Below are 20,755 nucleotides of genomic sequence, written 5' to 3'. Positions count from 1 at the left end.
TTACAGCAGGAAATCGTCTAAAGATTTACCTTGCTCTTCGATTGCTTTCTTGATTACTGCCGGTGTACGACCCTGGCCAGTCCAGGTTTTAACTTCGCCGTTTTCGTCAGTGTATTGATATTTTGCCGGACGGGCAGCGCGTTTGCTTTTACCTGCAACTTTCACTGAACCTAAAGACTGTAATAATTCGTTAGGGTCAATACCGTCGGCAATCAGCATATCGCGATATTGCTGCAATTTACGCGCACGTTCTTCAACTTCAGCCTGAACCTGGCTATCTTCTTCGCGGCGTTCATTAACCACGACTTCCAGTTTTTCCAGCATTTCTTCCAAAGTATCCAGGGTACATTCTCTTGCCTGGGCACGCAGAGTACGGATGTTGTTAAGAATCTTTAGTGCTTCGCTCATTGTGATAATCTCAAATTAATATTATTGGTGGCGTGTAGTGTGATAATAGAGTGCTATTTTCCTTTCTGCAATAGTCAAATTTGTAAGTTTGTTAAAAAACATCATTTTTAAAACAGAACTCACATCGTATGTTACATGAATATAAATACTTTCCTGTTATCAAAAAAATACATTTGGTATGCCGTTTTTCTCCCTCAAACGACAGAGAATGGCTTATTGATGCCGCACCGTTGTTATAAGGAATGTTTATATCTTTTATCGTAACAGGCCGCCGCTGGTGGGCATATGGACAAAATGTGGTCGGGGAATAGCCCATTGCGCAGCGTGAAGGCGAGTTGTTACAATAAGTTTTTACGACACGAAGATCATATACTCCAAATAATTCGAGTTTCAGGACAAACGTTAACGTTTGAACAACGCAAAGCGTTGGTCTGCCAGAGCAAGGCTTATTTATAAGTCTTGTAACGCGGTAAGAGAGGGAATCCTGATGCGCTGACTCAAGTAAGTGATTCAGGTGACTGAACGCCGCCAACGGACATGCAACTTGAAGTATGATGAGTATATAGCCTGCCTTTTGGAGTAACTGAGTGGCCCAACTTTATTTTTATTATTCTGCAATGAATGCAGGGAAATCGACGGCGCTATTGCAGTCGTCATATAACTACCAGGAGCGTGGGATGCGTACGCTGGTGTTCACTGCAGAAATAGATAATCGGCACGGCGTGGGGATTGTAAGTTCACGGATCGGCCTTTCTTCTCCGGCATTATTGTTTAATCCGCAGACATCCTTATTTGGATTGCTGGAGAAAGAGCACCGTGCTCAGCCCGTAGATTGTGTATTAATTGACGAATGTCAATTTTTAACCCGTGAGCAGGTGAGTGAGCTTTCCGATGTCGTGGACCAATTAGATATCCCGGTATTGTGCTACGGGTTGCGTACTGATTTTCGTGGCGATTTGTTTTCCGGGAGTCACTATTTATTAGCGTGGGCAGATAAGCTGATTGAGTTAAAAACGGTCTGCCATTGCGGCCGTAAAGCCAACTGCGTATTGCGATTAGATGCGCAGGGTAATGCCGTCCACGAAGGGGAACAGGTCGTTATTGGCGGCAATGAGAGCTATGTTTCCGTGTGTCGTAAACATTATAAGATTGCGCTGGGATTAACCCGTAAGGAAAGTGAATAAGGCGGTTAAATATCCGACTGGCGAGCTATTAATAAATAGCGTGTTGATGCGTGCGCGAGCAATAAAAATGCCCAATCCTAAACGGGTTGGGCAGTGCAGAGAGATAAACCGCCTTATAGGCTAAGGCGGTACAGGCAGAACGTTACTGTGCAGCTTTCTTAGCGGTTTTAGCGGCTTTTTCTACAGGTTCAACCACTTCCGTTTTTACCTCTTCAGAGAACTTACGACCATAGTAAGTATCCAGCAGAATCTGTTTCAGTTCGGAAATCAACGGGTAGCGTGGGTTTGCTCCAGTACACTGATCGTCGAATGCATCTTCTGACAGCTTATCTACCTTAGCCAGGAAATCGGCTTCCTGTACGCCAGCTTCTCGAATCGAGGTGGGGATCCCCAGCTCGGTCTTCATTTCTTCCAACCAGTTCAGCAATTTTTCGATTTTCTGTGCGGTGCGATCGCTCGGCGCGGTTAAACGCAGGTGGTCGGCTATTTCCGCGTAGCGACGGCGTGCCTGCGGACGGTCATACTGGCTGAACGTTGTCTGCTTGGTCGGGTTGTCGTTCGCGTTATAGCGAATGACGTTTGAGATCAGCAGGGCGTTAGCCAGGCCGTGCGGGATATGGAATTCAGAGCCCAGCTTATGCGCCATGGAGTGGCAGACGCCGAGGAAGGCGTTGGCAAACGCGATCCCGGCAATCGTCGCGGCGTTGTGAACGCGCTCACGGGCAACCGGGTTTTTCGCGCCGTCGCGGTAGCTGTCTGGCAGGTTCTCCTTCAGCAGTTTCAGCGCTTGCAACGCCTGTCCGTCTGAATATTCGTTTGCCAGTACGGATACATAGGCTTCCAGTGAGTGTGTTACCGCATCGAGCCCACCAAACGCACACAGTGATTTCGGCATGTTCATCACCAGGTTGGCATCAACAATTGCCATATCTGGCGTCAGCGCATAGTCCGCTAACGGATATTTCTGACCGGTGGCATCGTCGGTCACCACGGCAAACGGCGTCACTTCGGAACCGGTACCGGAGGTGGTGGTAATGGCCACCATTTTGGCTTTGACACCCATTTTCGGGAACTTGTAGATACGTTTACGGATGTCCATGAAACGCAGCGCCAGCTCTTCGAAATGCGTCGTAGGGTGTTCATACATCACCCACATGATTTTCGCCGCATCCATTGGCGAACCGCCGCCCAGCGCAATGATTACATCCGGTTTGAAGGAGTGCATTTGCTCGGCGCCTTTACGCACGATGCTCAGCGTTGGATCAGCTTCAACTTCAAAGAAAACTTCGGTTTCCAGCCCGTGCTGTTTCAATACGGATGTCACCTGATCGACATAGCCATTGTTGAACAGGAAGCGGTCGGTCACGATAAATGCACGTTTAGCACCATCGGAGGCGACTTCTTCAAGAGCAATGGGCAGTGAGCCGCGACGGAAATAAATGGATTTGGGAAGTTTGTGCCACAACATATTCTCTGCTCGCTTGGCTACCGTTTTCTTGTTGATCAAGTGCTTCGGACCGACGTTTTCGGAGATAGAGTTTCCGCCCCAGGAGCCACAGCCCAGCGTCAGCGACGGCGCGAGTTTGAAGTTGTAGAGATCGCCGATACCCCCCTGAGAAGCCGGTGTGTTAATCAGGATACGCGCAGTTTTCATCATATTGCCGAAATGATTCACGCGCTCTGGCTGATTGTCCTGATCGGTATACAGACAGGATGTGTGACCGATACCACCCATTGCGACCAGTTTTTCCGCTTTAATGACGGCGTCGTTGAAATCTTTCGCACGGTACATCGCCAGCGTCGGGGACAGTTTTTCATGCGCAAACGGTTCGGACTCATCGACCGCGGTAACTTCACCGATCAACACTTTAGTGTTGGCAGGGACGGTGATGCCCGCCATTTCTGCGATTTTCGGTGCGGGCTGGCCTACGATGTCGGCATTCAGTGAACCGTTCTTCAGCAAAATACCCTGTACGGCATGAAGTTCTTTGCCTTTCAGCATGTAGCCGCCGTGGGTAGCAAAACGCTCACGCACGGCATCATAGACGCTGTCTACGACGATGACTGACTGCTCTGACGCACAAATGACGCCGTTATCGAAGGTTTTCGACATCAGAATAGAGGCAACGGCACGTTTGATATCCGCGGTTTCATCAACGACAACAGGCGTGTTACCGGCACCAACGCCGATTGCCGGTTTACCGGAGCTGTACGCGGCTTTCACCATACCTGGGCCACCGGTAGCCAGAATCAGGTTGATATCCGGATGGTGCATAAGCTGGTTGGACAGCTCAACGGAAGGCTGATCGATCCAGCCGATGATATCTTTCGGCGCACCTGCCGCAATTGCCGCTTGCAGAACAATGTCTGCGGCTTTATTGGTCGCATTTTTTGCACGCGGATGCGGAGAGAAGATAATTCCGTTACGGGTCTTCAGGCTGATCAGCGCTTTAAAAATCGCGGTAGAAGTGGGGTTGGTGGTGGGAACAATACCGCAAATCAGGCCAATCGGCTCTGCAATGGTAATCGTACCAAAGGTGTCATCAGTAGAGAGGACGCCGCAGGTTTTTTCATCCTGATAGGCGTTATAAATGTATTCAGATGCGAAATGGTTTTTGATGACTTTATCTTCCACGATCCCCATGCCGGATTCGGCAACCGCCATTTTTGCCAGCGGGATACGGGCATCCGATGCAGCGAGTGCGGCAGCGCGGAAGATCTTGTCCACCTGTTCCTGAGTGTAAGTGGCAAATTCCTGCTGTGCCTTTCTCACTCTTTCGACCAGTGCGTTAAGTTCAGCAACGTTGGTTACGGCCATAATGCTCTCCTGATAAATGTTAAACTCTTTCAGTCAATTGTTCGCCGAATAGAACAGTATAGATAAACGAATGGGAGGCGTTTCCGTTACCTGGCTATTCTTTTCTGCCTATTTCGCGTTAATTGACTCAAAGAGCTTGTCAGCCGCCGTTGTGGCGCGATTGCTGCTTTTTAAAATACTGTAATCGCCGATACCGTAAATTTTTGAAATATTGTTTTGAAAATACATCAAAAGTAAGAAGATTTATGTGCCTGCTACGTTATGAAATGAGCATACCTATTTGTGGGTGCTTTTTTTGTGATCAATATCGAATTTTCTTTATGCTGACACCATTCAGCATACTGGTGTTGATAATGACTATCATTAACAAGATAAAATCAGCGGTTTTTCTACCTAAAATGGATTGGTAAAGGATGGACAGCGGACGTTGAAGTGAAGCTGTGGCGGGAGGAATTCCTGTAGTGGCTTGCCCCTATTATGAGAATGGGCTGTTCGTATGAAACGTGTTCGTATAAACGGTGCTTATATCTTAATCGGGTTAGTTATTTTGCTCGTATCCTACCGCAGGGACGTTTCACGCACTTATCACGCAAAACAAGTAATAAAATTGTTAAAATAATAACATTTCGGTCAGATAATGACGCGGACAGGTAAGCGTGCATCATCATTTTTGTGCTGTGAAAATGATGAAACCCACTACGATGTTTTTTTGTTCAAAATCTATAAATTGCTGAATATTTAAAAAATATTTGCAATTAAAGACAAAAGTCATTGTTTATCATTGGGTTAATGGTTGCATCTAACGGTTGAGATAAAACACTTGCTGGGTTGTAGTAAAGAAAATTAAGCAACATCAATGTAAAAATATTGGCGAATGTGTCCGCTTTTGATAGCTTCGAGTTTCGACCTATTATTCGTTATTCACCCATAAATTAATTTTATGATTTATTTGGATAATGGGCGATCTTTTCTGCTCTATGTGACGTTAATCTTTATGCATAGAGTCCGGTATGGCGTTGTATCAAGACAGGGGCGTTTATAAAGTGAAAATTCGTAAAACAAAACGATGCTTTGTTACCAGTATGATTGCCGCAGCAGTGATGGCGTCATGCGTGAATGTTCAGGCTGCTAATGTACCTGCCGGTGTTGAGCTGGCGAAAGAGCAGGTTCTGGTGAGAAACAATGGCGCTGAGGTGTCATCACTGGATCCGCATAAAATAGAAGGTGTACCGGAATCCAACGTTGCTCGCGATTTATATGAAGGGCTGGTGATTTCCGATCCTGACGGACACCCGATTCCCGGCGTGGCTGAGCGGTGGGAAAGCAGCGACTTTAAAGTCTGGACATTCCATTTACGCAAAGACGCCAAGTGGTCAAATGGCGAACCGGTTACCGCGCAAGATTTCGTTTATAGCTGGCAACGTTTGGCCGACCCGAAAACCGTTTCTCCTTACGCCAGCTATTTACAATATGGCCATCTGCTGAATATCGATGACATCATCGCCAGCAAGAAAGCGCCCGATACGCTGGGCGTAAAAGCACTCGACGACCATACGCTGGAAGTCACATTAAGCGAACCGATCCCGTACTTTTATAAATTACTGAATCACTCGTCCATGTCCCCGGTAAATAAAGCGGTAGTGGAGAAATTTGGTGATAAATGGACTCAGCCGGAAAACTGGGTAGGGAATGGCGCCTACCGCCTGAAATCCTGGGTCGTGAATGAGCGGCTTGTGCTGGAGCGTAATACCCAGTATTGGGATAACGCCAAGACCGTGATTAATCAGGTCACTTATCTGCCGATTGCTTCTGAAGTGACGGATGTTAACCGTTACCGCGCGGGTGAAATTGATGTCACCAATAACAAATTACCCATCGAGCTATTTCAGAAGCTGAAAAAAGAAATCCCACAAGAAGTTAACGTTAATCCCTTCCTCTGTACGTATTATTACGAAATCAACAACCAGAAACCGCCGTTTAACGATGTTCGGGTGCGTACAGCGCTGCGTATGGGGCTGGATCAAGACATATTGACCAATAAAGTGAAAAATCAGGGCGATATTCCGGCCTATGGCTATATTCCTCCGTTTACGGACGGCCTGAAAGCGCACACGCCAGAGTGGTTTACCTGGCCACAGGCGAAACGTAACGAAGAAGCGAAAAAACTACTGGCGGAAGCAGGCTATACCGCAGAAAAACCACTAACGTTTAATTTGCTCTATAACTCGTCCGATCTGCACAAAAAGCTGGCGATTGCAGCGGCATCAGTGTGGAAACAGAATCTGGGCGTTGACGTGAAGCTGGAAAACCAGGAGTGGAAAACCTATCTCAGTACGCGTCATCAGGGGAACTACGATGTCGCACGTGCCGGATGGTGTGCGGACTATAACGAACCGACATCGTTCCTGAATAGTATGCTGTCAGGCAGCAGCAACAACACGGCGCATTATAAGAGCGCGGCGTTTGACAAGTTGATGGAGCAGGCTATTCAGGCGAAAACGGATGATGAACGCGCACAGATTTATCAGCAGGCGGAATCACAGTTGGATAAAGATGCGGCTATCGTACCGGTCTATTACTACGCGAATACCCGACTGGTAAAACCTTATGTCGGTGGCATTACCGGCAAAGATCCGTTGGATAATCTACGGGTGAAAGATCTTTACATCATTAAGCATTAATCCGTCGCGATGTTATTTACGGTTTGATGCAAATGAAATGAGCGAGCTGCGATTAATTTGGTGTTTAATCTCTGGTTACCCATTCCCAGAATGTGGGAATGGGGTGTGACTGGAACCGGTTAATCGCTTCTCATAGGGTGCTAATTCAGGAATTGTGCCGGGATAACTAGCACGACAACATTACAGGAGAAAATAATGACACACATCACAACTAAAAAAAGAGTAGCAGCCGCTATTATTGCGGCATTGAGTAGCACGATGGCTTTTTCTGCCTTTGCCGCGACCGTTCCCGCCGGCGTTCAGTTAGCAGAAAAACAAGAATTGGTTCGTAACAACGGCGCTGAAGTTTCCTCCCTCGACCCGCATAAAATTGAAGGCGTACCGGAATCCAACGTGTCACGCGATCTGCTGGAAGGCTTGGTTATTTCCGACGTTAATGGCAAAACCGTTCCTGGCGTAGCGGAAAGTTGGGATAACAAAGATTTTAAAGTGTGGACGTTCCACCTGCGTAAAGATGCCAAATGGTCAGATGGTTCGCCGGTTACTGCACAAGATTTCGTCTACAGCTGGCAGCGTCTGGCCGATCCGAAAACCGCATCGCCTTATGCCAGCTATCTGCAATATGGTCATTTGCTGAATATCGATGACATCATCGCCGGCAAAAAATCTCCCGATACGCTGGGTGTGAAAGCGCTGGACGATCATACCTTTGAAGTGACGCTTTCCGAAGCGGTGCCTTATTTCTATAAACTGCCCGTTTATGCCGCCATGTCTCCCGTTAATAAAACAGCAATCGAGAAGTTCGGTGATAAATGGACGCAGCCGCAGAATTGGGTCGGTAATGGTGCTTATAAGCTGAAAGAGTGGGTGGTGAATGAAAAACTCGTACTGGAACGCAACCCGCAATATTGGGATAACGCCCATACGGTGATCAATAAAGTGACGTATCTGCCGATTTCGTCCGAAGTCACAGACGTTAACCGCTACCGCAGCGGTGAAATTGATATGACCTATAACCAGTTGCCGATTGAATTATTCCAAAAGCTGAAGAAAGAAATTCCTGATGAAGTAAAAGTGAATCCGTACCTGTGCACTTACTATTACGAGATCAATAATCAGAAGCCACCGTTTAACGATGTCCGAGTGCGTGATGCGCTGCGCATGGGGCTGAATCAGGATATTCTCACTAACAAGGTGAAGAATCAGGGCGATATTCCGGCCTATGGTTTTGTACCGCCATATATTGATGGTTTCAAGGCACAGACGCCAGAGTGGTTCACCTGGTCTCAAGAGAAACGTAATGAAGAGGCGAAGAAACTGTTAGCGGAAGCTGGCTATACGGCACAGAAACCGTTGACGCTAAATCTGCTATACAACACCTCCGATCTGCATAAGAAAATCGCTATCGCCGCTGCCTCTATCTGGAAACAGAATATCGGCGTAGACGTTAAGCTGGAAAACCAGGAATGGAAAACCTTCCTCAGTTCTCGTCATCAGGGCAGTTATGACATCGCGCGTGGCGGATGGTGTGCGGACTATAACGAACCTTCCACCTTCCTGAACAGCATGCTGTCAGACAGCAGCAGTAACACTGCACATTATAAGAGCAAAGAGTTTGATGCGCTGGTGGCGAAGTCCTTACAGGTGAAAACCGATGAGGAACGTGCAGACGTTTATCAGCAGGCCGAAGCATTACTGAATAAAGACGCGGTAATTGCCCCGGTTTATTACTATGCGAATACCCGATTGGTGAAACCTTATGTTGGTGGATTAACCGGTAAAGATCCCCAGGATAATGTTTACGTGAAAGATCTTTATATCATCAAGCACTAATCATAATGGCTGGCGCATGTAACTGTGCTGCCAGCCTTTTATAGGTACGAGCAATGTTAAAATTTATTCTTCGCCGCTGTTTGGAGGCGATTCCGACACTATTCATCCTGATCACCATTTCGTTTTTCATGATGCGACTGGCTCCCGGCAGCCCTTTTACCGGTGAGCGTAATTTGCCGCCAGAAGTGATGGCGAATATCGAAGCCAAATATCATCTGAACGACCCAATGATGACGCAGTACGGTAATTATCTACTGCAACTGGTGCAGGGTGATTTCGGTCCTTCTTTTAAATACAAAGACTATTCCGTGAACGATTTGGTTGCGACGTCTTTCCCCGTTTCTGCAAAATTGGGGGCCGCAGCATTCATTCTGGCGATTGTTTTTGGTGTGAGTGCAGGCGTGATCGCTGCGCTGAATCAGAATACGAAATGGGATTATACCGTAATGGGCTTTGCCATGACGGGGGTGGTGATTCCCAGCTTTGTCGTCGCGCCGTTGCTGGTGCTGATTTTCGCCATTACGCTGCGTTGGTTACCCGGCGGGGGCTGGAACGGTGGGGCGCCCAAATACATGATTTTACCGATGGTGGCGCTGTCTTTGTCTTATATCGCCAGCATTGCGCGTATCACCCGAGGGTCGATGATCGAGGTTTTACACTCTAACTTCATCCGCACCGCGCGCGCCAAAGGGTTACCGATGCGTCGCATCGTCCTGCGTCATGCGCTAAAGCCTGCGCTGCTGCCTGTGCTCTCCTATATGGGGCCGGCGTTTGTGGGCATTATTACCGGTTCAATGGTTATTGAAACCATTTTTGGCTTACCCGGTATTGGACAATTGTTCGTAAACGGCGCACTGAACCGCGACTATTCACTGGTACTGAGCCTGACGATTCTGGTCGGCGGCTTAACCATTCTCTTTAATGCGATCATTGACGTGCTCTACGCTGTTATCGATCCGAAAATTCGCTATTAATTGGGGGCGCTATGTTTTGGAATCGAAAAAACGTTGAAGCGTTAGAGAACTTCACCGAGCAGACAGAAATTGAAGGGCGCAGCCTGTGGCAGGATGCGCGCCTGCGCTTTATCCATAACCGCGCAGCGCTGGCCAGCCTGTTTGTGCTGGCGGTGATTACCGTATTTGTGATTTTCGCCCCGATGCTGTCCGCATTTGATTACGCCGATACGGACTGGGGCATGATGTCAGCTGCGCCGGATATGACCTCTGGACACTATTTTGGTACGGACTCCTCTGGCCGCGATCTGCTGGTTCGCGTTGCTATCGGCGGTCGCGTGTCGCTGATGGTCGGCGTGGCGGCCGCGCTGGTTGCCGTGATCGTCGGTACGCTGTATGGCGCGATGTCCGGCTATCTGGGCGGGAAAGTGGATTCAGTGATGATGCGTCTGCTGGAGATCCTCAACTCATTCCCATTCATGTTCTTCGTGATTCTGCTGGTCACGTTCTTCGGGCAGAACATGCTGTTGATCTTCGTGGCCATCGGTATGGTGTCCTGGCTCGATATGGCGCGTATTGTGCGCGGTCAGACGCTGAGCCTGAAACGTAAAGAGTTTATTGAAGCGGCGATGGTGTCTGGTGTTTCCACGCGCGGTATCGTGTTACGTCACGTGGTGCCGAACGTGCTGGGCGTGGTGGTGGTATATGCCTCTCTGCTGGTGCCAAGCATGATTCTGTTCGAATCTTTCCTGAGCTTCCTGGGACTGGGAACGCAGGAACCGTTAAGCAGCTGGGGCGCCTTGCTGAATGATGGTGCGAACTCAATGGAAGTGTCGCCGTGGTTGCTGTTCTATCCGGCGGCGTTTCTGGTCGTTACGCTGTTTTGTTTTAACTTTATCGGCGATGGCCTGCGTGATGCCCTCGACCCGAAAGATCGCTGAGGAGCATCAACATGAGCAAGATTGAGTTAACTGGTGCGCACGACGCGCTGCTACATGTTCAGGATCTACGGGTAACGTTCAAGACACAGGACGGAGACGTGACGGCGGTTAATGACCTGAACTTCACGCTCAACGCGGGTGAAACGCTGGGGATTGTCGGTGAATCTGGCTCCGGTAAATCACAAACGGCGTTTGCGCTAATGGGGCTGCTGGCCCGCAATGGGCGTATCGGCGGTTCGGCGCGTTTTCGTGGCAAAGAAATTCTCAACTTACCTGAGAGCCAACTGAATAAGCTGCGTGCTGAAGAAATCAGTATGATTTTTCAGGATCCGATGACCTCGCTGAACCCTTACATACGCGTCGGTGAACAGCTGATGGAAGTGCTGATGCTGCACAAGAGCATGAGCAAAAGTCAGGCGTTTGAAGAGTCGGTCAAAATGCTGGATGCGGTTAAAATGCCAGAAGCGCGTAAGCGCATGAAGATGTATCCGCATGAGTTTTCCGGCGGGATGCGCCAGCGTGTGATGATCGCGATGGCGCTGCTGTGCCGTCCAAAACTGCTGATTGCCGATGAACCGACAACGGCACTGGATGTGACGGTTCAGGCGCAGATTATGACGCTGCTGAACGAGCTGAAGCGCGAGTTTAATACCGCCATTATCATGATCACCCATGATCTGGGCGTCGTTGCCGGTATTTGTGACAAGGTGCTGGTGATGTATGCCGGGCGCACCATGGAATACGGCGCGGCACGCGATGTCTTTTATCATCCAAGCCACCCGTATTCTGTCGGCCTGCTCAATGCTGTACCGCGTCTGGATGCGGAAGATGAGGTGCTGGCGACTATTCCGGGTAATCCGCCTAACTTATTGCGTCTGCCGAAAGGGTGTCCGTTCCAACCACGCTGCCCGTATTCAATGGATGTCTGCCACAGCGCACCCGCGCTGGAATCTTTTGGTGATGGCCGCTTGCGCGCCTGCTTTAGAGCGATTGAGGAGGTGGTATGAACAACGCGGACGAGAAAAAGGTGTTGTTAGAAGTGGACGACCTGAAAGTCCACTTTGATGTCAGAGATGATAAGCAGTGGTTCTGGCAGCCGCCGAAAAAGCTGAAAGCGGTCGATGGCGTGACGCTGCGTTTATATGAAGGTGAAACGCTGGGCGTTGTGGGGGAATCTGGCTGCGGTAAGTCTACGCTGGCACGTGCCATTATCGGACTGGTAAAGGCGACCGACGGACGCGTCACCTGGCTGGGGAAAGACCTGCTTGGCATGAGCGATGACCAATGGCGTGCGGCGCGTAGCGATATTCAGATGATATTCCAGGATCCGCTGGCGTCGTTGAATCCGCGTATGACCATCGGCGAAATTATTGCCGAGCCGTTAAAGGTTTATCATCCCGAACTGGATCGGCAGACGGTAAAAGATCGCGTGAAAGCGATGATGTTAAAGGTTGGGCTGCTGCCGAACCTGATCAACCGCTATCCGCATGAATTTTCCGGCGGCCAGTGTCAGCGTATTGGGATCGCGCGTGCGCTGATTCTGGAACCGAAGCTGATTATCTGTGACGAACCGGTTTCCGCGCTGGACGTGTCGATTCAGGCGCAGGTGGTTAATCTGCTGCGCCAGCTACAGCGTGAAATGCGCCTGTCGCTGATTTTTATCGCTCATGACTTATCGGTAGTGAAACATATTTCCGATCGCGTGTTGGTTATGTATCTGGGTCATGCGGTGGAGCTGGGCACGTACGATCAGGTCTATCAAAACCCGCAACATCCCTACACCCGCGCACTGATGTCTGCTGTGCCCATTCCCGATCCCGATCAGGAGCGCAATAAGCAGATACAACTGCTGGAAGGGGATTTGCCTTCCCCGATCAATCCGCCATCGGGCTGCGTGTTCTGCACTCGCTGTCCGGTTGTCGGCCCTGAATGCTCGAAAACCCGTCCCTTGCTGGAAGGAAGCTTTACGCACGCGGTGTCGTGCCTGAAAGTCGATCCTCAGGCGCTGTTACCGGTGGAAGAGGTCGAACCACAGTAACCTGTTTTATCGATGACGGATGTAAAAAAGGCGTCTCCTGAGGGAGACGCCTTGCATTGCTGACAATGTACGTTGAGCGTTGATAATGGATAGATCGTAAAGACGCTGTGAATACATCCTTGTACGCTCGAGCCGCGTAGATATGAATCTCATCCCTGAGATTCACCCTTGCAGGGCCGTCGCAAGCGACGTTCAAAGGCGTTCCTGACGCCTTTGTCCCTGTCGCGGACGCTTTACTCTTCTATTCCATTATCACCGTTTTCGTTTCGTAAATAGAATCACCTGCGTTTTTAGACGCTTTGCGTTGAGGCGAAACGAATTATTCTTTCCACAGAATGTGGCAAAGCTTGTGGTCTTTTTCCCGGCAAATTAGCACGCGGGCAAAAATATCCGTGATCTCTTCACCGTCCTCTTCAGCCAACCCAATGACGACTTCGGCAAAGAAGTCAGGGTTCAGATCGAAATCAACGTGCTCGGCCCAGTCTTCCGCAGGGTCAAATAACTCTGCGCCGCCACGCTCTTCGAATTGCAGATTGAACAGCAAAATATCTGCCGGATCGAGGTTATCCGCCGCAAGTTCCAGAAAGATGTCGTAGGCCTGTTCCAATGCTTCGTCTTCGGTCAGGCGATTATTCAAATCCATAACGTAATTCCTGTTAATTCCCAATGGGCATATTAGAACACGGGAAAACGCGCATTTATAGCAGGGGGCTGAAAAAGTAGAACAGCCGCTCGACAATGCGTTGCCAGTAGGGACGGTTTTGCCACTGTGTCGCGTTTAACAGGCGTGAACGGGCGATATAATCTTCCTGTACGCAGGCTAAATCGCTGCCGAATCCGGCATCGTCAATCACCAGCGTGATTTCAAAATTCAGCCACAGGCTACGCATGTCCAGATTTACCGTGCCGACCAGGCTAAGCTGCCCGTCGACCAGTACGCTTTTGGTGTGCAGCAGGCCGTCCTTGAACTGATAAATTTTTACACCAGCGGCCAGCAATTCCGTGAAGAAGGCGCGGCTGGCCCAGCCGACCAGCACGGAGTCATTCTTGTGCGGCACAATAATGCTGACATCAACCCCGCGCTGGGCAGCGGTGCAGATGGCGTGCAGCAGGTCGTCGCTGGGCACGAAGTAGGGGGTGGTCATGATCAACTGCTTACGTGCTGAATAGACTGACGTCAGCAGCGCCTGATGAATCATCTCTTCCGGATAACCGGGGCCGGAAGCAATCACCTGAATGGTGTGGCCGCTCTCTTGTTCGAACGGCATGACGTTAACATCCGGCGGCGGCGGAAGCAGGCGTTTGCCCGTCTCCATTTCCCAGTCGCAGCAGTAAATAATCCCCAGCGTGGTCGCTACCGGCCCTTCAATGCGCGCCATCAGGTCAATCCATTGCCCGACGCCGGCATCTTGTTTGAAAAGACGGGGATCGACCATATTCATGCTGCCGGTATAAGCAATGCGGTTATCGATCAGGATAATTTTGCGGTGCTGACGCAAATCCATACGGCGCAGGAAAGCACGGAACAGATTCACTTTCAGGGCTTCAACCACTTCTATTCCGGCAGTACGCATCAGTTCGGGGTGATGCTGGCGGAAAAACTGTACGCTGCCGGCAGAGTCCAACAGAATGCGACAGTGCACCCCGCGCCGCGCTGCCGCGATAAGGGAAGAGGTGACTTGCTCAACCAGACCGCCGGGTTGCCAGATGTAGAACACCATTTCGATGTTGCTACGGGCCAGTTCAATATCACGCAATAGCGCTTTAATCGTGTCATCAAACGTGGTCATCAGCTGCAACTGATTACCTTTAACGCCGCCAACCCCTTGGCGCCGTTCACACAGCTGAAATAACGCGCTGGCGACTTCGCTGTTTTCCGTCGCGAAAATACGGCGATATTCTTTTAATTCGCGCAGCCATTTTGCGGTTGATGGCCACATTTTGCTGGCGCGTTCAGCCCGGCGTTTGCCCAGATGGAGCTCGCCGAACGAAAGATAAGCGACAATACCGACAAGTGGCAGAATGTAAATCACCAGTAGCCAGGCCATCGCAGAAGGTACCGCCCGACGTTTCATCAGAATACGTAAGGTCACACCTGCGATCAGCAACCAGTAGCCAAAAACCAGTAACCAACTTATTACGGTATAAAATGTCGACATAAAAGCAGCACAGTTCCCTTCTGCAAAGAATTAACAAAGTGTACGCATAGATTTATAAAAGGGGAAATGCCTTTCCTCTGAATAAAATAGCGTAACGAGATAAGAAGAAGGTGGCGGAGAGGGCGATTCACCGATTGTCGTCACGCATCAGGGGTATATAATGCCCGGCGCGAGTGTATTAACAAGAGTCGCATCATGAAACGCAGTCGGAATGAAGTGGGGCGCTGGCGGATGTTACGTCAGGTACAGCGTAGAAGAAGTCGCTGGTTGGAAGCTCAATCACGGTCGTATCGCCATATTCGCTCTGCCCGTTATTTGCAGCAAAAGCACAAACGGCGGGCTCTGCTCTATGCGGTAACCTACGACTGGTAAGCCAGTGAGGAAAATAGCGACCCGAGGTATGGTCGCTATTTTTTTATCTCACGTCTTATCACGTGCCGTGTTTATTCCCTCACCGACTCATCCCATAACCGGAATACGCTGGGTTATTTCTCTCTGATCGATCATCGGGTTAATGTCACCCTCCGTCGAAGGCAGGATAAACAGCGACACTGAAGTATTCAGGCGCTCCGTTTGCTCCAGCAGTGAGGAGAAGGTGCGTGCAGAGGCTTCAACCTGTCCCGCGTTTTCTCTGACGGTGTCATTCAGCGTACTGAGACGGGTGGTTACTTCATGAATACTTTCGGTTTGCTGGTGCGATATTTCCGAGATCTCGCTCAGAAACGTACCGGTACCTTTCGCCGTCTGAATGATGTTTTGTAGGCTATCATTCAGTTTGTTTACCAGCCGCGTTCCTGTGCTTACGCTGTTGTCTGAATCACGAATCAGCACATTAATATTTTGTGCAGAATGGCTGCTTTGCGACGCCAGCGTACCGACTTCCCGCGCGACAACGGCAAAGCCTCGTCCCATCGTCCCAGCACGTGCGGCCTCTATTGCGGCGTTCAGGGACAAAATATGCGTCTGGAACGCCACGTTTTCAATCATCCCAATGGCTTCCGTCATTTCGCGCGTTCTCCCTGCAATGTCTGACATCGCGGCTTTGACGTCATTCATCATGGTTTCGCCTTGTTCAGCGATCTTGCTGGTATCTTCCGCATGCAGGTTGGCCTGCTGAGTATGCTGAGCATTTTGCTCAAGATGCTGGCTAAGCTGAATAATGTGCTCGGTGGTGACTTTGAGCTCATGGGATTGGCGGTTTGCCTGCTCGGAAAGCTGATGGTTATCCGCAGCAACCCGATCAACCTGCGTCACCATGTGATCAACGCCCTGGCGAACCTGATTGACTAATGTCACCAGACCTTCCTGCATTTGAATGACGCTGGTATTAAGCTGCCCAATTTCGCGTGTACCGCGTATCTCGGCATCTACCGAATGAGAAAGATCGCCTGCGGCGATCAATTTTAAGTGGGCAATGATGTGTTTCAGTGGGCGAATAATGACCCGACTCACGCCGATCCAAACTGCGATGGCGATCGCCAGTAACAGCCCCAGAACCGTGATGAAAATCGTTTTAGCCTGATCGAGAGAGGCTAAAAATTGTTGCCCGTGCTGCTTTTGCAGTGCATCAGTGTCTTGCAGATAGTGTGAATATTTCTGGGTAAAATCGCTTTGATAGGCCTGAACGGGAACGGCAAAGAAAATGTCGATCTGGTTGGTGGTTTTGATTCCCTGAGCGAGTTCAACAAGCCCGGAATAGAGCTGGCTGTAGCTCTTCTTCAAATCAACGAAAGCCGTCGTGTCCGTTTCCACCGTCGTGACCGTTCCCAGCTGTTGGTAGTGCTCCTGCGCCTGCTTGAGAGACACTTCTGCCTCATCCATTAGACTGTGCCAGCTGCCTTCAGACCCTGTTTCTTTATCTACCAGTAGATAAATGCCCGCGCGGTTAAGTTTATCGCTGGCGTTCATCACTTCCATCCGCGCTTTATCCATTAACGCTTGTTGCTGGCGAAGGCTTTCGTTAGCGGAAATATCCTGTCGTACCTGGGTCATCGTTTGAGAAATGATGCCGACGGAAACCAATTGCAGTAAAGAAAATAACCCAATGATCAATAACAATCCGGAGAGAATACTGAGGCGATGACGGCGGCGGATAGATGCAATTCCGTTTCGCAAAATCGCTGGCATTAACATGATTGTCGACCCTCTATAGATGAATAGCGGTCAAACTATCACTGTTAAATGACTAAAATATTTCAGCTTTTGGTGGGGAGGTAAGGGGCCATGATTTTCTGGTACAACCATGACCTGTATCAATTGAACCCTTAAAACACTTTTTTGAATGGCTTCACGCTGACGTGTTTGTAGACATCTGCCGCGATGTAGGGGTCGGCGTCAGCCCATGCCGTTGCTTCATCCAGTGACGCGAATTCGGCGATAATGACGGAACCGCTAAAACCAGCCTGACCAGGATCGTCGCTGTCGATAGCAGGTAAAGGACCTGCGGTAATCAGTCGCCCTTGATCGCGCAATGCCTGTAGGCGGGCAAGGTGAGCGGGTCTTACCGACAGGCGTTTTGCTAATGAATCAACATTATCTTCAGCATAAATGACATAGAGCATAGTGACCTCACAGGTAGGAAGGTACCCTTTTTCGTTTGGGATGCCGGGTTAGCGCCCAGTGGCCAAACGCTATCGGGTAAGAGACACGTGTTTCTACCATCATACGTGATGTTGTTCGAGGACAATAGGTTGATTTGCCAGAGTAATCCCCCCACGATTTCTGTTTTTTTGACAATTCTACGGGTTGTTATTGAATATGATTGCTATTTGCATTTAAACTTGGGCGGCATAAGAGGATAAAGACAGACTATGCCGCAAAAAAAGTTTTTTTTGACCCGCCGTTACTCATGGCCATTCATACTCTCAGTTGGTTTTCACGGTTCACTGATTGCAGGTTTGCTGTACGCATCGTTTAATAATTCAATCGAATTACCGCAGGAATCTAAGCCCATCAGCGTTGTGATGGTGAACCCTGCGGCCTATGAAGCGGCCCCTGCTGCCAAATCTGCCCCCGAGCCAGAGCCAGTGAAGCCGCCAGAACCAGAGCCTGAACCGATTCCAGAACCGGAGCCATTGCCGCAACCGGTTCCTATGCCATTGCCTGAACCAAAGCCCAAGCCGAAACCTAAACCGGAACCCAAGCCCGTGAAGAAGGTTGAGCAGCCGAAGCCGGTTAAACGTGAGCCGACCGTTGAAAAACAGCCGCCTTCTCCGTTTACCAGCGAAGAGCCGACGCGCAATGTGAATAATGCGCCGGTGAAGCAGGCGCCTGCGCCCGCCGCAAGTGCACAGTCAAGCGGGCCACGTCCGTTGAGCCGTGCGCAGCCTCAGTATCCTGCTCGCGCATTTTCCCTGCGTGTTGAGGGACGGGTAAAAATGCAGTTTGATGTGGACGAGTCCGGGCGCGTTGACAACGTTCGCGTGCTGTCTGCCGAACCGCGTAATATGTTCGAGCGTGATATCAAACAGGCGATGCGTAAATGGCGCTATGAAGCGGGTAAGCCAGGCAAAGATTTGGTTGTGACCATCGTCTTTAAAATTGACGGCGGGGCGGCAGTCGAATAATTCACGCCAGTACCCAAATACACAAAAGAAACGGGGCGTCATCTTTGGAAGATGACGCCCCGTTTTCGTATCGATCGCTATTCAAGGCAGCTTACGCCGATGAAAGCGAAACGTTACTCGCTTGGCGTGAAATGGCTCTTGCCAGTAGGGAGTTCACGCGGATGGCCTTCTTCATCGACTGCGACGTAGGTGAATAACGCTTCGGTAGCCCGATAGCGCTGGCCAATGGGCTCAGACGACACTTTCTTTACCCAGACTTCAACGTTGACGTTGATAGAACTACGGCCAGTGCGTAAACAACGCGCATAGCAGCAAACCACATCGCCGACGGCGACAGGTTTTAAGAACGACATCCCATCAACCCGTACGGTAACAACACGCCCTTCGGCAATTTCTTTCGCCAAAATCGCGCCGCCGATGTCCATTTGCGACATCAGCCAGCCGCCAAAAATATCTCCGTTTGCATTGGTATCGGCTGGCATTGCCAGCGTGCGGAGAACCAGTTCGCCCTGTGGTAACACGTTTTGTGTGCTCATTGTGCCATCAGTCAAGTTGGTTAAGTTGAGTATACTCGTCGGTCAACGCGCTCTTGCTGACGGGTATAGTGTCTTTATCAAACAATGTGTATTGCTTTAGCGAATCGAATTACGGTTGCTCGCTTTTTTCTTCTTCTGATTTTTCCTGGTCGCCAGGCAAGTGACGGTAGATGTAGACGCCACAAATCAGCGTAAACAGCAGCGTCACACCGGTTAGACCAAAGACTTTGAAATTGACCCACACGCTTTGCGGTAGCCAGAAAGCAATATAGATGTTAACCAGTCCACACACCAGAAAGAACATCGCCCAGGCGAAATTCAATTTCCCCCAGACGGATGGCGGCAAGGTTAATTCTTTACCCAGCATTTTCTGAATCAGGGTCTGCTTCATGACAAACTGGCTAACCAGCAGAGCAGCGGCAAATAACGCATAGATAATGGTGACTTTCCACTTGATAAACAGATCGTTATGGAACACCAGCGTTAGCGAACCGAAAACGACAACCATCGCAAAAGTGACCAGCGTCATTTTCTCTATTTTACGATACATCACCCAGGTGACCGCGAGTGACAGCGCCGTTGCCGCAATTAATGCGCCCGATGCGATGTAGATGTCATAGAGTTTATAAGCCGCAAAAAACACGACCAACGGTATAAAATCAAGAAGTTGCTTCATTATGTCAATCCATCACTCAACAGTGTCGTAATCATAACCCACAAGAGTTATCCGATAGCTCATGCCATTATCCTTCATTGTGGAACACCATTCCCGAGATATTGTAATAATTTGCAGAAAATTACGATTGGGCAAGTCGTGAACGAGGGAAAGGGCGAAACCTATGCCGCCAGAACTGCGGCATAGGTGAAGAGCGGCAATTACGCGCGCAGCAGCATATAAAGGCGGAACAGATAAATCAGCAGAATAGCGGAGATCAGGTTGCTTAACCCGTTCAGAACCACGCCGAGCACGGTAGGTGAGGAAATCGGTAACTTCGATACGACCAGCAAAATAGCGATTTTAGCCAATAACCACATCACGATGGCAGGCGCAGTTGCGCGTAAGTTGCCATAGGCCAATTTAGTGCTTGCTTTAATTGCGCTGAAAATCCCGCTTTTTTCAGTAACCACAATCACGGGCGACAAACTCAGAGCAATGGCCAGCAGCACGCCAGGAATGACCAGAAGCATCATACCAAGCTGGATGAGCAGCGTGCACAGTAGGATCAGGAAAAGCAGGCGCAGTAAAAAAGGGGTAGAGGCGCCGATCGCGCGCAGGGCACTGGTGCGATGTCCGTCAGACACCAGTTGGATCAGCATGAGAACCCCGCCCGTCAGCAGGACGTTACCCACTAACGCAGCAAAGGTGCCTGCCGCCGACATTTTTAGCAACACGGTTTGTTGTTCCGGCGTCATCTGCTGAATCAAGTCCATCAAGCCGGATTCGACAGACGATGACAGATCGCTGCTGGAGCTGCTCAGAATCCGTAACTCGTCTACAGAAGGCGATAGCGCATGATTCAGTATGACAGTAATGAATGCCGTCAACAGTGACATCATTAAGATGCTGATGAACTGGTTACGGGTAAAATTCATTGTGTCACGGTACAACGTGTTAGCCGTGATAGGCATGCAGGCTCC

Annotated in this window: 18 protein-coding genes; 9 read left to right on the top strand and 9 right to left on the bottom strand. The window is 49.8% G+C overall.

Features of this window, described 5'->3' with window-relative positions; genetic code table 11:
• On the bottom strand, positions 1-408 hold the full coding sequence (hns, locus tag WCT94_RS14525; RefSeq protein ID WP_015840215.1) for a histone-like nucleoid-structuring protein H-NS: 408 nt from the start codon (positions 406-408) through the stop codon (positions 1-3).
• Positions 409-995: 587 nt separating this feature from the next.
• Here hns and WCT94_RS14520 point away from each other — a divergent pair.
• Complete coding sequence (locus tag WCT94_RS14520; protein WP_015840216.1) at positions 996-1,592, top strand: thymidine kinase; 597 nt, start codon at positions 996-998, stop codon at positions 1,590-1,592.
• A 142-nt stretch (positions 1,593-1,734) separates the two neighbouring features.
• Here WCT94_RS14520 and adhE read toward each other — a convergent pair whose 3' ends face one another.
• Complete coding sequence (gene adhE / locus WCT94_RS14515) at positions 1,735-4,410, bottom strand: bifunctional acetaldehyde-CoA/alcohol dehydrogenase (RefSeq protein WP_336870125.1); 2,676 nt, start codon at positions 4,408-4,410, stop codon at positions 1,735-1,737.
• A 1,010-nt stretch (positions 4,411-5,420) separates the two neighbouring features.
• Between adhE and oppA (WCT94_RS14510) the strand changes: the two genes are divergently transcribed.
• The 6 genes from oppA (WCT94_RS14510) (at position 5,421) to oppF (ending at position 12,856) form a co-directional block, all read left to right on the top strand.
• Positions 5,421-7,091 (top strand): oligopeptide ABC transporter substrate-binding protein OppA, encoded by a 1,671-nt coding sequence (oppA, locus tag WCT94_RS14510; RefSeq protein WP_336870124.1) that lies wholly within the window; start codon positions 5,421-5,423, stop codon positions 7,089-7,091.
• Positions 7,092-7,286: 195 nt separating this feature from the next.
• On the top strand, positions 7,287-8,924 hold the full coding sequence (oppA, locus tag WCT94_RS14505; RefSeq protein WP_336870123.1) for an oligopeptide ABC transporter substrate-binding protein OppA: 1,638 nt from the start codon (positions 7,287-7,289) through the stop codon (positions 8,922-8,924).
• Between the two features lie 53 nt (positions 8,925-8,977).
• Positions 8,978-9,898 (top strand): oligopeptide ABC transporter permease OppB, encoded by a 921-nt coding sequence (gene oppB, locus WCT94_RS14500; RefSeq protein WP_271878629.1) that lies wholly within the window; start codon positions 8,978-8,980, stop codon positions 9,896-9,898.
• An 11-nt stretch (positions 9,899-9,909) separates the two neighbouring features.
• The gene (gene oppC / locus WCT94_RS14495) at positions 9,910-10,818 is read left to right on the top strand and encodes an oligopeptide ABC transporter permease OppC (RefSeq protein WP_015840221.1); all 909 of its coding nucleotides are present in this window, start codon (positions 9,910-9,912) and stop codon (positions 10,816-10,818) included.
• 11 nt (positions 10,819-10,829) lie between these two features.
• Positions 10,830-11,825, top strand: coding sequence for an ABC transporter ATP-binding protein (locus WCT94_RS14490; protein ID WP_336870122.1), 996 nt, complete (start codon positions 10,830-10,832; stop codon positions 11,823-11,825).
• Positions 11,822-12,856, top strand: coding sequence for a murein tripeptide/oligopeptide ABC transporter ATP binding protein OppF (oppF, locus tag WCT94_RS14485; protein ID WP_336870121.1), 1,035 nt, complete (start codon positions 11,822-11,824; stop codon positions 12,854-12,856). Before WCT94_RS14490 ends, oppF begins: the two co-directional genes overlap by 4 nt.
• 319 nt (positions 12,857-13,175) lie before the next feature.
• On the opposite strand, the gene WCT94_RS14480 is transcribed toward oppF, so the two are convergent.
• Together WCT94_RS14480 and cls are read right to left on the bottom strand one after the other, a co-directional pair.
• The gene (locus WCT94_RS14480; protein WP_010275303.1) at positions 13,176-13,499 is read right to left on the bottom strand and encodes an HI1450 family dsDNA-mimic protein; all 324 of its coding nucleotides are present in this window, start codon (positions 13,497-13,499) and stop codon (positions 13,176-13,178) included.
• 55 nt (positions 13,500-13,554) lie between these two features.
• Positions 13,555-15,015, bottom strand: coding sequence for a cardiolipin synthase (gene cls / locus WCT94_RS14475; RefSeq protein WP_336870120.1), 1,461 nt, complete (start codon positions 15,013-15,015; stop codon positions 13,555-13,557).
• Positions 15,016-15,210: 195 nt separating this feature from the next.
• On the opposite strand from cls, the gene WCT94_RS14470 reads away from it, so the two are divergent.
• The gene (locus WCT94_RS14470; RefSeq protein ID WP_336870119.1) at positions 15,211-15,387 is read left to right on the top strand and encodes a YciY family protein; all 177 of its coding nucleotides are present in this window, start codon (positions 15,211-15,213) and stop codon (positions 15,385-15,387) included.
• 87 nt (positions 15,388-15,474) lie between these two features.
• Here WCT94_RS14470 and WCT94_RS14465 read toward each other — a convergent pair whose 3' ends face one another.
• Both WCT94_RS14465 and WCT94_RS14460 read right to left on the bottom strand, forming a co-directional pair.
• Complete coding sequence (locus WCT94_RS14465; protein ID WP_336870118.1) at positions 15,475-17,148, bottom strand: Tar ligand binding domain-containing protein; 1,674 nt, start codon at positions 17,146-17,148, stop codon at positions 15,475-15,477.
• A 131-nt stretch (positions 17,149-17,279) separates the two neighbouring features.
• Complete coding sequence (locus tag WCT94_RS14460) at positions 17,280-17,576, bottom strand: YciI family protein (protein WP_336870116.1); 297 nt, start codon at positions 17,574-17,576, stop codon at positions 17,280-17,282.
• A gap of 249 nt (positions 17,577-17,825) precedes the next feature.
• On the opposite strand from WCT94_RS14460, the gene tonB reads away from it, so the two are divergent.
• Entirely contained in the window at positions 17,826-18,581 is a 756-nt protein-coding gene (gene tonB / locus WCT94_RS14455) for a TonB system transport protein TonB (protein ID WP_336870115.1), read from the top strand.
• Positions 18,582-18,694: 113 nt separating this feature from the next.
• On the opposite strand, the gene yciA is transcribed toward tonB, so the two are convergent.
• The 3 genes from yciA to WCT94_RS14440 form a co-directional block, all read right to left on the bottom strand.
• Positions 18,695-19,117 carry an acyl-CoA thioester hydrolase YciA gene (yciA, locus tag WCT94_RS14450; protein ID WP_271878610.1) on the bottom strand — a complete coding sequence of 141 codons (423 nt, stop codon included), beginning with the start codon at positions 19,115-19,117 and terminating at the stop codon, positions 18,695-18,697.
• Positions 19,118-19,226: 109 nt separating this feature from the next.
• Positions 19,227-19,793 carry a septation protein A gene (locus WCT94_RS14445; protein WP_336870114.1) on the bottom strand — a complete coding sequence of 189 codons (567 nt, stop codon included), beginning with the start codon at positions 19,791-19,793 and terminating at the stop codon, positions 19,227-19,229.
• A 200-nt stretch (positions 19,794-19,993) separates the two neighbouring features.
• A complete protein-coding gene (locus tag WCT94_RS14440; RefSeq protein ID WP_336870113.1) occupies positions 19,994-20,746 on the bottom strand; it encodes a YciC family protein in 753 nt (250 codons plus the stop codon).
• Positions 20,747-20,755 lie beyond the last annotated feature (9 nt).

This window comes from Pectobacterium sp. 1950-15 (genome assembly GCF_037136835.1).
In the GTDB taxonomy this organism is placed as follows: Bacteria; Pseudomonadota; Gammaproteobacteria; order Enterobacterales; family Enterobacteriaceae; genus Pectobacterium.
The sequence above is the reverse complement of the archived record's forward strand: the minus strand, read 5'-3'. Positions and strand labels throughout refer to the sequence as shown.